Source organism: Geomonas limicola (genome assembly GCF_014193675.1).
Classification (GTDB): Bacteria; Desulfobacterota; Desulfuromonadia; order Geobacterales; family Geobacteraceae; genus Geomonas; species Geomonas limicola.
In genome coordinates this window covers 165824-177907 of sequence record NZ_BLXZ01000010.1, presented here as the reverse complement: position 1 = coordinate 177907, position 12084 = coordinate 165824, and the positions used below count along the sequence as shown (strand labels likewise).

At 62.5% G+C, this 12084-nt stretch carries 15 protein-coding genes; 1 reads left to right on the top strand and 14 read right to left on the bottom strand.

Annotated elements, in window-relative coordinates:
• Positions 1-13: 13 nt before the first annotated feature.
• The 11 genes from glyA to sppA all read right to left on the bottom strand — a co-directional run bounded on the left by glyA (position 14) and on the right by sppA (position 9395).
• Positions 14-1261 (bottom strand): serine hydroxymethyltransferase, encoded by a 1248-nt coding sequence (glyA, locus tag H7688_RS20685; RefSeq protein WP_183363174.1) that lies wholly within the window; start codon positions 1259-1261, stop codon positions 14-16.
• An 85-nt stretch (positions 1262-1346) separates the two neighbouring features.
• Complete coding sequence (rpiB, locus tag H7688_RS20680; protein WP_183363173.1) at positions 1347-1802, bottom strand: ribose 5-phosphate isomerase B; 456 nt, start codon at positions 1800-1802, stop codon at positions 1347-1349.
• Complete coding sequence (fabF, locus tag H7688_RS20675) at positions 1803-3035, bottom strand: beta-ketoacyl-ACP synthase II (RefSeq protein WP_183363172.1); 1233 nt, start codon at positions 3033-3035, stop codon at positions 1803-1805.
• A gap of 80 nt (positions 3036-3115) precedes the next feature.
• Positions 3116-3349 carry an acyl carrier protein gene (gene acpP / locus H7688_RS20670; protein ID WP_012531540.1) on the bottom strand — a complete coding sequence of 78 codons (234 nt, stop codon included), beginning with the start codon at positions 3347-3349 and terminating at the stop codon, positions 3116-3118.
• A 134-nt stretch (positions 3350-3483) separates the two neighbouring features.
• Positions 3484-4224 carry a 3-oxoacyl-[acyl-carrier-protein] reductase gene (gene fabG, locus H7688_RS20665; RefSeq protein WP_183363171.1) on the bottom strand — a complete coding sequence of 247 codons (741 nt, stop codon included), beginning with the start codon at positions 4222-4224 and terminating at the stop codon, positions 3484-3486.
• 1 nt (position 4225) lies between these two features.
• Positions 4226-5155 carry an ACP S-malonyltransferase gene (fabD, locus tag H7688_RS20660; protein ID WP_183363170.1) on the bottom strand — a complete coding sequence of 310 codons (930 nt, stop codon included), beginning with the start codon at positions 5153-5155 and terminating at the stop codon, positions 4226-4228.
• Positions 5156-5322: 167 nt separating this feature from the next.
• A complete protein-coding gene (locus tag H7688_RS20655; RefSeq protein ID WP_183363169.1) occupies positions 5323-6306 on the bottom strand; it encodes a beta-ketoacyl-ACP synthase III in 984 nt (327 codons plus the stop codon).
• Positions 6303-7361 carry a phosphate acyltransferase PlsX gene (gene plsX, locus H7688_RS20650; RefSeq protein ID WP_183363168.1) on the bottom strand — a complete coding sequence of 353 codons (1059 nt, stop codon included), beginning with the start codon at positions 7359-7361 and terminating at the stop codon, positions 6303-6305. Before plsX ends, H7688_RS20655 begins: the two co-directional genes overlap by 4 nt.
• 51 nt (positions 7362-7412) lie before the next feature.
• Positions 7413-7595 carry a 50S ribosomal protein L32 gene (gene rpmF, locus H7688_RS20645; protein WP_183355610.1) on the bottom strand — a complete coding sequence of 61 codons (183 nt, stop codon included), beginning with the start codon at positions 7593-7595 and terminating at the stop codon, positions 7413-7415.
• A 12-nt stretch (positions 7596-7607) separates the two neighbouring features.
• Positions 7608-8144 carry a YceD family protein gene (locus H7688_RS20640; RefSeq protein ID WP_183363167.1) on the bottom strand — a complete coding sequence of 179 codons (537 nt, stop codon included), beginning with the start codon at positions 8142-8144 and terminating at the stop codon, positions 7608-7610.
• Between the two features lie 372 nt (positions 8145-8516).
• A complete protein-coding gene (sppA, locus tag H7688_RS20635; protein ID WP_183363166.1) occupies positions 8517-9395 on the bottom strand; it encodes a signal peptide peptidase SppA in 879 nt (292 codons plus the stop codon).
• A 190-nt stretch (positions 9396-9585) separates the two neighbouring features.
• Here sppA and H7688_RS20630 point away from each other — a divergent pair, with 190 nt between their 5' ends.
• Positions 9586-10050, top strand: coding sequence for a metallophosphoesterase family protein (locus H7688_RS20630; RefSeq protein WP_183363165.1), 465 nt, complete (start codon positions 9586-9588; stop codon positions 10048-10050).
• A 123-nt stretch (positions 10051-10173) separates the two neighbouring features.
• Here H7688_RS20630 and H7688_RS20625 read toward each other — a convergent pair whose 3' ends face one another.
• From H7688_RS20625 to H7688_RS20615, 3 genes are all read right to left on the bottom strand, one after another.
• Positions 10174-10563 (bottom strand): hypothetical protein, encoded by a 390-nt coding sequence (locus H7688_RS20625; protein ID WP_183363164.1) that lies wholly within the window; start codon positions 10561-10563, stop codon positions 10174-10176.
• Between the two features lie 167 nt (positions 10564-10730).
• Positions 10731-11117, bottom strand: coding sequence for a response regulator (locus tag H7688_RS20620; RefSeq protein WP_183363163.1), 387 nt, complete (start codon positions 11115-11117; stop codon positions 10731-10733).
• Positions 11118-11133: 16 nt separating this feature from the next.
• Positions 11134-12060, bottom strand: a complete 927-nt coding sequence (locus H7688_RS20615) for an ABC transporter substrate-binding protein (protein WP_183363162.1) — start codon at positions 12058-12060, stop codon at positions 11134-11136.
• Positions 12061-12084 lie beyond the last annotated feature (24 nt).

Sequence of the window (12084 nt, the reverse complement as noted above, 5' to 3'; positions counted from 1 at the left end):
GCTACTGCCGCACTTAGGCGAGACGGTCAGCGTAGAGCGGGAAGCGCTTCATGAGCGCATTGACCTCGCCCTTCACCTTGGCAAGCTTCGCCTCGTCCTCGACGTTGGCCAGTACTTCGGCAATGAAGCCGGCGACCTGCTCCATCTCGGCCTCTTTGAGACCGTGGGTGGTAGCTGCCGGGGTACCGATGCGGATGCCGGAGGTGATGAACGGCGAACGGGTGTCGAACGGGATGCCGTTCTTGTTCACGGTGATGCCGGCGCGGTCCAACGCCTCTTCGGCAACCTTGCCGGTGAGCCCGTTCTCGGTCAGGTCGACGAGCATCAGGTGGTTATCGGTTCCGCCAGAGGTGAGCTTGAAGCCACGCTTCATGAGCCCTGCGGCAAGCGCCTGGGCGTTCTTCACGATCTGCCCCTGGTAAACCTTGAACTCCGGAGAAAGCGCTTCCTTGAAAGCCACGGCCTTCGCCGCGATCACGTGCATGAGCGGGCCGCCCTGGATGCCGGGGAAGATGTTGGAGTTAAGGGTCTTGGCGAACTCCTCGCGGCACAGGATCATGCCACCGCGCGGTCCCCTGAGGGTCTTGTGGGTGGTGGTGGTCACGAACTCGGCGTAGGGAACCGGGTTCGGGTGCAGACCGGCGGCCACCAGGCCGGCGATGTGCGCCATGTCCACCATGACGACCGCGCCCACCTTGTCCGCCACGCGGCGGAAGGCCTCGAAATCGATGATGCGCGGGTAGGCGGAAGCACCCACCACGATCATCTTCGGCTTATGCTCGAGGGCCAGACGCTCGACCTCTTCGTAGTCGATGGTCTGGGTCTCCTTGGTGACGCCGTAGGGAACGATGTTGAAGAAGCGGCCGGAGAAGTTGACCGGGGAGCCGTGGGTCAGGTGGCCGCCGTGGGCCAGGTTCATCCCCAGCACGGTGTCGCCCGGCTTCAGCACGGAGAAGTAGACCGCCATGTTGGCCTGGGAACCGGAGTGCGGCTGCACGTTCACGTGGTCGGCGCCGAAGAGCTCCTTGGCGCGATCGATTGCCAGGTTCTCGGCCTGGTCCACGCAGTGGCAACCACCGTAGTAGCGCTTGCCGGGATAGCCTTCGGCGTACTTGTTGGTGAGCACCGAGCCCTGCGCTTCCAGGACCGCCGGGGAGACGAAGTTTTCGGAGGCGATCAGTTCGAGGTTGTACTCCTGACGCTCGGTCTCGGCCTTGATGATCTGCGCGATAGCCGGATCGAAATTCTCCAGTACTGACATGGTGTGTTCTCCTGAAATAAACGTTGTGGAAATGAAAACGGGACCGAGGGTCCCGTTTGTGCTTTGTTCAAATGCTGCCGGGCCCTTAGGGTGCCTGGACCCTGAGGTCCTTCTCCAGCGCGGCGATCTTGTCGAGACGCGCCTGGTGGCGCCCCGCGGCAAACTCGGTGTCCAGCCAGGCCGCCACCATGGCGCGGGCGGTGGCTCCGTCGATGACGCGCCCTCCGAGGACCAGGATGTTGGCGTTGTTGTGCTCCTTGGCCATGGTGGCCATGAAGACGTCGGTTGCCAGGGCCGCCCGGATACCCGGGAACTTGTTGGCCACGATGGACATGCCGATGCCGGTGCCGCAGACCAGGATGCCGAGATCGGCATTTCCCTGGGAGACGCGCTGCGCCACCTTGGCCCCGAAGTCCGGGTAGTCGACCGAGTCGCCGTTGTTGGTGCCGAGATCCTCGCAGGCTACCCCGCGCTCGCTCAAGAGAGCCTTGATCTCATCCTTCAGGTTCAAACCGCCGTGATCGCTGGCAATGACTATCATCTACACCCTCTTGAAAAGCAGCGACGCGTTGGTGCCGCCGAAGCCGAACGAGTTGGACATGGCGTACTCGACCTTCGCTTCGCGCGCCGTGTTCGGGACGTAGTCCAGATCGCATTCCGGATCGGGATCGGTGTAGTTGATGGTCGGAGGTACCACCTGCTTTTCCATCGCCATGAGCGAGAAGACCGCCTCGACGCCGCCGGCCGCTCCGAGCAGGTGCCCGGTCATCGACTTGGTCGAGGAAACCATCAGCTTGTCGGCATGGGGGCCGAACACCGAGCGGATGGCCATGGTCTCACCCACGTCGCCAAACGGCGTGGAGGTGCCGTGGGCGTTGATGTAGTCGACCTGCTCGGGGTTCACACCGGCGGTCCTGAGCGCCATCTTCATGCAGCGTGCGGCACCCTCGCCGCCCGGAGCGGGGCTGGTCAGGTGGTAGGCGTCGCCGGACATGCCGTATCCCACGATCTCGCCGTAGATCTTGGCGCCGCGGGCCTTGGCCGCTTCGTACTCCTCGAGCACCACGATGCCGGCGCCTTCCGCGAGGACGAAACCGTCCCTCCCCTTGTCGAAGGGGCGCGAGGCCGCAGCCGGATCGTCGTTGTTGGTCGAGAGCGCCTTCATGACGGCGAAGCCGCCGATCCCCAGCGGGGTCACGGTCGACTCGGTGCCGCCGGCGATCATGGCGTCGGCATCGCCGCGCTTGATCATGTGGTAGGCGTCACCGATGGAGTGGGTACCGGTCGCGCAGGCGGAAACCGACGAGAGGTTCGGACCTTTCGCGCCGTACTTGATGGAGATGTGGCCCGGAGCCAGATTGATGATCAGCATCGGGATGAAGAAGGGAGAAATCTTCTTGTAGCCACCCTCGGCGAGTGCGCTGTGGTAGCGCTCGATGGCGGGGAGGCCGCCAAGGCCCGCACCTACCAGGACGCCGACACGCTCGGCATTCTCCTCGTTGATCACCAGGCCGGAATCCTCCATGGCGTAGTGAGCGGCACCCAGCGCGTACTGGATGAAGAGATCCATCTTCTTGATCTCTTTCTTGTCGATGTAGTCCTCGGCGACGAAATCCTTCACTTCGCCGGCGATCCTGACCGGCAGCTCGCTGGCATCGAAACGGGTGATGGGAGCGATCCCGGACTTGCCGGCGATCAGGTTCTCCCAGTTCTTGGCGTTCCCGGTCCCCAGGGGGGAGACCACGCCGATCCCCGTGACAACAACTCTTCTCATATTTCTGAACTCCTTAGTTTCTGATCGTCACGACGCCATGGCGCCATGAAAAAAGGGGAAGTCAACTTCCCCTCTGCCTACTAGGTATGATCAGTAATGTAGTCGATGGCGTCCTGGACGGACTGGATCTTCTCGGCATCTTCGTCGGAGATCTCGATTTCGAACTCTTCTTCGAGAGCCATCACCAGTTCCACGGTATCCAGGGAGTCGGCGCCCAGGTCGTCCATGAAGGAAGACTCGTTGGTCACCTGCGCCTCGTCAACACCAAGCTGCTCTGCCACTATCTCTTTAATACGTTTTTCGATCGAAGCCATCTATACACCTCCAGTTGATTTTGTTCAGACATTTAGTTGGGAAAAAACACGCCTAGTTTCATAGCATGCACAAAGCGAATTTGCAAAAGGTATTTTAGGGCCCGCAAGCTAAAATTTTCGGCCCCTTCCCTACCCTACATGTACATCCCGCCGTTGACCGAGAGAACGTGACCGGTGATGTAGGAAGCCCCCTGGGACACCAGGAAAAGTACCGCCGCGGCGATGTCTTCCGAGCCCCCCAGGCGCCCCATCGGGATCTGTTCCTGCAAGGACTCGCGGGTCTTCTCGGAGAGTTCGCTGGTCATGTCGGTCTCGATGAAGCCGGGGGTTACCGCGTTCACGGTGACGCTGCGACGCGCGAGTTCCTTTGCCACCGACTTGGTGAGGCCGATCATGCCGGCCTTGGAGGCGCAGTAGTTCGCCTGGCCCGGGTTCCCCATCTCACCGACCACCGAGGAGACGTTGACGATGCGGCCGTAGCGGGCCTTGCTCATCACCTTGGCCGCCTCGCGGGTGCAGTTGAAGGCACCCTTCAGGTTCACGTCGATGACGGCATCCCAGTCGGACTCCTTCATGCGCAGCAAGAGGCCGTCCTTGGTGATCCCGGCGTTATTCACCAGGATGTCGAGGCGCCCGAAGGCGTCGGCGGTCTTTTTGAAGAGTTCCTCCACCTCGGCCACCTGGGAGACGTCCACCTTGACGGCGAGCGCCTTGCCCCCGGCTGCGACGATCTCGTCGGCGGTTTTCTGGGCCCCCTCGACGCTGGTTGCGGTAACCACCACGGCGGCACCTTCGGCGGCAAGTTTCAGGGCGATGGCGCGGCCGATGCCGCGGGAAGCTCCGGTTACTACGGCTACCTGTCCGTTAAGACTCATGTTATGCCACCTCCGTCAGGGCCTTCACCCCGGCTACGTCCTGCACGTTAAGGGTCTGGGCCTCTTTCTCGATGCGCTTGACCAGACCGGCGAGCACCTTGCCCGGGCCGATCTCCACGAAATTGGTGACACCCTGGGCGACCATGAAACGCACCGACTCGTCCCAGCGCACCGGGGAGCAGACCTGGTCGACCAGCAGACCTTTGACGCGGCCGGCGTCGGTATTGGGCTTGGCTTCCACGTTGCTCACTACGGCGGTCACCAGCGGGGAGACCTGGACCTTTTCCAGAACCCCGGCCAGACGCTCGGCGGCCGGCTGCATCAGGGCGCAATGGAAGGGGGCGCTTACCGGTAGCGGCATCGCTTTTCTGAAGCCGCGCGCCTTGGCGATCTCGATGGCGCGGGTAACGGCACCGACGTGGCCGGCGATGACGATCTGGCCCGGCGAGTTGAAGTTGGCCGGGGAAACTACTTCGCCCTGCGCCGCCTCCTGGCAGATCTCGGCAAGGACGTCGTTCTCGACCCCCAGGATGGCGGCCATGGCCCCCACCCCGACGGGTACCGCGTCCTGCATGAAGCTGCCGCGGGCGCGCACGGTGCGCAGCGCGTCGGCAAAATCGAGGGCGCCTGCGGCTACCAGGGCCGAGTACTCGCCCAGCGAGTGGCCGGCCACGAAGCTCGCGGCAAGCGGGGACTCCTGCTTCAGTACCCGGTAGGCCGCGACACTGGCGGCCAGGATGGCCGGCTGGGTGTTGGCGGTGAGCTTCAGGTCCTCCTCGGGACCCTCGAAGCACATGGTGGAGAGTTTGAACCCGAGGGCGTCGTCCGCCTCCTGGAAGCTCTCCTTGGCGATCTTGAAGTTCTCGGCAAGCTCGCGCCCCATGCCCGGATGCTGCGACCCCTGGCCGGGGAAGATGAATGCATGACTCATGTCGATACCTCGCGATTTTCCGGCCGGTACCGCGCCGGGAGATGTCAGGCCGCAGCGAAGGCCGCCCTAGGAAACTTTTACGTAAGCGGCAGCCGGTGCTACGGCGCAAAGAAGGCGGATCTAAGACCCGCCCCCCAAGCTTTTAAAAGAGTAAGTTGTCGGTCCAGCTACCAGCGCAGGAGTGCGGAACCCCAGGTGAGACCGCCGCCGAATGCGGAGAGCAGCACCAGGTCGCCTTCCTTGACGCGTCCGCCGCGCACCGCCTCGTCGAGCGCAATGGGAATCGACGCGGCCGAGGTGTTGCCGTAACGGTCCAGGTTCACGAAGACCCGCTCGCCGGTCAGGTTCAGGCGCTTGCCCACCGCATCGATGATGCGCTGGTTCGCCTGGTGCGCGATGAAGAGGGTCAGGTCTTCGCCGGTCACGCCGTTTTTCTCCAGGGCCTCCATCGAGACCTCGGCCATGGCGCGCACCGCGTACTTGAACACCTCGTTCCCCTGCATGGTCAGGTACACAAGTCCTGCGTCCAGGTTCGCCTGGGTCGCGGGATTGCGGTTGCCGGAACCGGTCTGGTAGAGGATCTCCCAGAAGTTGCCGTCCGAGTACATGTGGGTCGACAGCAGGCCGTGGTCGCCATCTTCGACGGCCTCGAGCACCACGGCACCGGCGCCGTCACCGAAGAGCAGGCAGGTGTTGCGGTCCTTCCAGTCGATGATGCGCGAGAGCACCTCCGCACCGATCACCAGCGCCTTCTTGTGGGTCCCGGAGAGCAGGTACTTCTCGGCGGTGGCCAGGGCGTAGACGAAACCGGAGCAGGCTGCGGAGAGGTCGAAGCAGAAGGCGTTCTTAGCGCCCAGGTTCTGCTGCACCAGGCAGGCGGTGGCGGGGAACGGGAAATCCGGGGTGAGCGTGCCGAGGATGATCAGGTCGATCTCTTCGGCACTGACGCCGGCGGCCTCGAGGGCACGCTGGGCGGCCTGGGTGGCGAAGGTTGAGGTGTACTCCCCTTCCGAAGCGATGCGCCGCTGGCTGATGCCGGTGCGGGCGACGATCCACTCGTCGGAGGTGTCGACCATCTTCTCCAGGTCGAAGTTGGTGAGTACCTTCTCGGGAAGTGCCGATCCCGTTCCGGTGATCTTTGCTCGAATCATGAGACTACCCTCTCCTTAGCGTCGGCGGGGGCCTCGTTGGCCTCGCGTTCGCGCACACTCTTGGGGAAGCTCTCGTCCAGCTTTTCGGCCATCCGGGAGTTCACGCCCTTGAGCGCATAGTCATAGGCGAAGCGGATCGCGTTCTTGATCGCCTTGGGATTGGAGCCGCCATGGCAAATCATGCCCACGCCGTTGATACCCAGCAGGGGGGCGCCGCCGTACTCCGCGTAATCTACCGTTTTTCTGAAATTATTGAAAGCCTTGCGGCAGAGGAGGTAGCCGATCTGGGACAGGAGGCTCGATTTGATCTCGGCCTTGAGCATCTTGCCGACGGTCTCGGCAAGCCCTTCGGAGAGCTTTAAGACTACGTTGCCGACGAAGCCGTCGCACACCACCACGTCGACCGAGCCGTTGAAGACGTCGCGCCCTTCCACGTAGCCTATGTAGTTGAGCGGCTTTTCGCGCAACAGCACGCTGGTTTCCCGGGTGAGTTCGTTCCCCTTGCTGGCTTCCTCGCCGTTGGAGAGGATGCCGACCCGGGGGGACTGCAGCCCCATGACGAAGCGGGCGTAGACCTCGCCCATCACGGCGAACTGCACCAGGTGGTCCGGCTTGCAGTCCACGTTGCCGCCCACGTCCAGGACCAGCGTCGAGCCGGTCAGGGTGGGGAGCAACTGGGCGATGGCAGGACGATCGATGCCGCGCATCCGTTTCAGCACGAACATCCCGGCCGCCATGGTGGCGCCCGAGTTACCCGCGCTGACTACCGCGGCCGCCTCGCCCCCTTTGACCAGTTCGAAGGCGACGCGGATCGAGGAATCTTTCTTCTTGCGAACCGCGTCGGAGGCGGAGTCGTGCATCCCCACGACCTCGGAGGCATGCCACAACTCGATATCAAGTCCAGTGCAGTCGTGGCGGGCCAATTCGGCCTCGACACGCTCGCGGTCACCGACCAGGGTGAGCGGCACGCCGAATTCGCGCGCCGCCGCCACTGCACCTTCAACTTCGACATGAGGGGCGTTGTCGCCCCCCATCACATCCACTGCAACTCTCATATTTCCCCTACGGAGCGGATTCCGAACAGTCACGGCAGGTTCAACGCGACGTTAGACTTCTTCGGCTTTCAGCACCTGGCGACCTTTGTAGGTGCCGCAGGAGGGGCAGACGCAGTGCGGAAGCTTGGGAGCCTTGCACTGGGGGCAGGTCGAGACGGTGGGAGGGGTCAGGAAGTCATGAGCACGCCTCATGTTTTTACGCGATTTGGAGGTTTTCTTCTTAGGTACAGCCATCGGTTTCTCCTTTTACTTGTCTATGCTTAACTTCTTCAGGGCACTCATTTTCAAACTCACCGTACCACGATCGCAGCCGCAGTCGCCCTGGTTCAGGTCTGCGCCGCACTCGGTGCACAGCCCCTTGCAATCCTCGCTGCACAGAGGTTTGAAGGGTATTTCCATCATTACCTGCTCGGCGATCTCGAAGTCCACCTCGATCTCGTCTCCCTGGTAGGAGACCGAGATGAGGTCTTCGTCGCTGAGCTCCACCTCTTCGTCGAGCTGATCACCCGACGTCTGGGTGTAGAAAATTGTGAAGTTGGAACTGACCGGTTTCTCGTACTCGGCCAGACAGCGCGAGCAGGAGAGTTTCGCAGCGGTGGTCACCTTGCCGGTGGCACGTACGTGGTCGTATTCCCAGACCGCCGAAAGCTCCGTATGTACCGGCGCCGTGAAGCTGCACTCGCCGGCTTGTTCCATTTCAACCAGATTCGGATAGTGGGCCGCTGGTTCCTCTTCGTTGAGGTCGACCCGCTTTTTCTTAACCTCATCGATACGTATCTTCAAGGACGTAGTCCCCCTTTTTTCGAAGCAACTGAGTATATATACGCTAGCGTTTTTGTCAAGGTAAATCTAGGGGCTAGGGGCTAGGGGTTGGGGACTCGAGAAACAGGGACGAGGGACTGCAGGTTCGGGGCTAGGTAAAACCGAGAGTTAGTTAAGCACCTCCCTCGCCGGGTACGCAGGCGCCTTCAGTAATCTGAAGCATCTCGTTAAGACAGCAGGATGTTACTCTAACCCTTCCAGTCCCTGTTTATCCTCACCCTTTGCTTTTGCCTTTCCCTAGTCCCTAGTCCCCAGCCCCTGCTTTCAGTCCCTAATCCCCAGCCCCTAGCCCCTGCCTCTCAGTCCCTAATCCCTGCCCTTCACCCCCTGCCTCTACTGCATCCGGTAATCGACACTGACGCCGTCGCCGGTGCCTTTCAACAGCCCCAACTGGCCGGCGGCAGTTTCCACCAGGAGGTCCCAGGCCGAGGTCCGTTTCTTGGGCGGCTTTATAATGGAGGGCTCACCGGTCACCCCGCCCAGGCGGGCCGCCTCCTCGATGGCGTCCTGCATGCTCCCCAGACGGTCCACCAGCTTCAAAGCCAGGGCCTGCTCCCCCGAGAAGATCCGGCCGTCGGCGATGGCGGCCACCGTGGCAACCGGGAGTTTTCTCCCCTCGGCGACGGCACGCACAAACTGGCTGTGGGTGCTGTCGATCACCCCCTGCAACATGGCCCGCTCCTCGGCGGTCATCTCGCGGTTCGGGGAGCCCACATCCTTGAACTGGCCGCTTTTGATGGTGTAGGCCTTCATCCCCACCTTGTCCATGAGCCCTTCCAGGTTGGAGAACTTCATGAGCACGCCGATGGAGCCGGTGATGGTGCCGGGGTTGGCGAAGATCTTGGTGGCCGGGGCGGAGATGTAGTACCCGCCCGAGGCGGCGACGCTCCCCATGGAGACCACTACCTTCTTCACCTTGGCGACCTCGCGCACCTGGGCACTGATCTCCTGAGACGGCCCGACGACACCGCCGGGGGAGTCGACCCGCAATACCACCGCCTTGACCCGCTTGTCCTTTTTCAGGGCCCGCAACTGGCGCACCGTGTCCTGGCCGTCCACGATCACCCCTTTCACCTCGACCAGCCCGACGCCGTCGCCGCTCCCCCCCTCGTTGTCTCCCATGAGGGCGGTAGCGACCAGCACACAGATCCCAAAGAGCAGCAGGATCCCGCCTGTCCCGAAGGCGGTCCAGATCAGCCACCTGTTTCTCATGATACCTCCAGAAAATTTTTACTTGTCAGCGGACCTACACCTGTCCTATATCAGTGGACCGGCCCTTCATGAAAAAGCCTCCGGCCCGGAAGCACGGAGCGGTTCGGCCGAAGTAGCGAGGACCAGCAGGAATTCTAGCATTATTTCGGCGCAAGGCGCGAGCCGGTTATGCAACGACGCTGAGGAGATCATGAGGATACTGGTCATTTCGGACAGCCACGGCAACTTCCCCCTGGCACTAAAGGCTCATGAACTGGCGGGCCCGGTAGATCATATCATCCACCTGGGTGACGGGGCCGACGACGCGGAGCTTTTGGCGGAAGTCCTGGAAGTTCCCGTGTTGCGGGTGGCGGGAAACTGCGACTTCGATGCGAGCCTCCCCCGCGAACTCATCCTGGAGATCGGTCCCTGCCGGGTCCTGGCGACCCATGGCAACCACCAGGGGGTCAAGTCGGGGCTGAGCTTTTTGATCGAGAGAGGGATCGAGGTGGGAGCCGGGGTGATTCTCTACGGTCACACGCACCTGCCGGCAGTTCAGATCGAATCGGGGATGCTTTTGGTAAATCCGGGGACGCTGAAGCAGGGGTTTCCGGCGAGCTACGCCATCCTGACGGTACAGCACGGAGAGCCGAGGGCAGAGCTTTTCAACATCTAAACCAGAGCAGAGAGGGCGAACTTGCGTTCGCCCTCTCAGTTTCCCTTTCACCCTTTGCCTACCACCGACAGTGCCGCACGGGATTGCCCTACCCACCTTGCGACGCCTTAATCCGCAACTACTCTAGCAGCCGCAGCCGCAGTTGTGGCAGGCCCGGCGGTTCTCGTCGTCGGGGGGGACGGTCTCCGGCGCGAAGGCAATCCGGTTTACCGCGCGCTTGATGTCCTCCTGCGGGTCGAGGTGCGGGCTCTTGCCGATGACGTGACCGACGCAGACGTTGCTGATGCCGTCCGAGGGCGAGGCGATGCGCACCGCGTTCAAAAGGTCTGCGTAGCTTTTCACCTCGATGACCTGCCCGGAGCCGTCGCCGCGCTCCAGGGTGATCCCGAAACGGGCCAGGTCCTGTACCAGTTCCGCAAAGAAGAGCTCGAACCCGACACCGCTGATGGCGTCCTGCCACTCCGGCCTCAGGTGTTTCTGCTCGTAGCAGGTTAACCGCATCATCTTTCCCATCGAAACTCCTCCAGCACCACCGCCAAGACGTGCCAAACCTGGTTGGGCACCTCCTTCAGGGTCAGAAATAAAAGCCCCCGGGAGACCGGGGAGCTGGAACTGCGCCATCTTGTGGGGAATCGGCCCCGCATCGGGAGGCCCCCTGCCGGGGCCAGCCCCCTCGCGCCTCAGCCGCCTGCCGCCTTGCGCTGCATCGAGCTGAAGATCATGTCCAGGACCGCCTTCTGCTTGGCCTCATACTTGTTGAGGACCGCAAGACAGGTCCCCATCGGGAACTGCTCGTGCAGGTAGTCGGAATCGCGCCCGGAAAGGATCACGATCCGGTTCTTGTCCATCCCCAGCGACACCGCGAAGTTGAAGATCTTGGTACCGTCCATGACTGGCATTTCCAGGTCGACCAGCAAGAGATCCACCGCCTCCTGCCTGAGCACGGCCAGGGCCTGGAAAGGGTCGGTACAGGTCACCACCGCAAGCAGCGGATAGAGCGAACGGATCTGCTCCCTCAGGGCATCCAGGTACGGAGCATCGTCGTCCACAATCAGGATTTTTCTCATTACCACCTCAAACCGATTACTTAAGCACCCGGGTCGCCGCGGAGAGCACCGGGAACGGCACGTGCAGGTCCAAAGCCCGGGCCACCTTCATGTTGACCACGAGCTCGACCTTCTTGGGCGTGGCGACCGGCAGCGTGGCCGCCTTTTTGCCGCCGAGGATCCGCGCCGCATAGTCCGCCGCCACCTGCCCCTGCTCGGCCGGGTCCGCCTCGAGGGAGAGCAACGCCCCTTTCTGCGCCGCTCCCGGCATCTGCGAGAAGGTAGGTATCTTCGACTCGGCTGCACGGTGCACGATCTTCTCGAAGCCGCGCGACCCGGCGGTGCACTCGGTGACGTAGATCCCCTCGACCCGCGCGTTGAACATGGTGGCCAGCGCGGCATCGATGCCGCTGGTCCCCGCCAGGTTCACCTCCACCAGGATCACCCCGTACTGGGCTGCGATCTTGCGCAACTCCTTGAGCTGCACCATGGAGCCTTCCTCGCGCCCCGTGTACACCACCCCGAGTTCCTTGATCGGCTTGATCTCCAATGCGGTCTTCACCAGGGTGACCAGCGGCACCTTGCAGCTCACCCCGGCCATGTTGTGGCCCGTCGACGTGAGGCTGCGTGCCACACCGGCTTCCACCGGACCGTAGACGTCGGCGAAGACCACCGGGACGTCGCCCGCCTCGTGCAGTGCTGTCATGGTGGCCGGCGCGCCGTAGGTGACGATGAGGTCGGCGCCGATCGCATTGAATTTCCGGATGCTGTTGGCCCAGGAGATGGGGTCGGGATTGGGGGTCTGGGTGATGACCTCGATGTTGCTCTGATCGTACCCTTTCTGTACCAGTGCCTTGACGAAAGCCCGGTGCGCATCGCGGTAGCGCGGGATATCGCAGGTCAAAAGCGCTGCCACGAGCTTTCCGGCCGCACGGGTATCCGCGGCGGGGAGCAGGGCAGCCATGACCAACAGCAGCAGTATAGTACG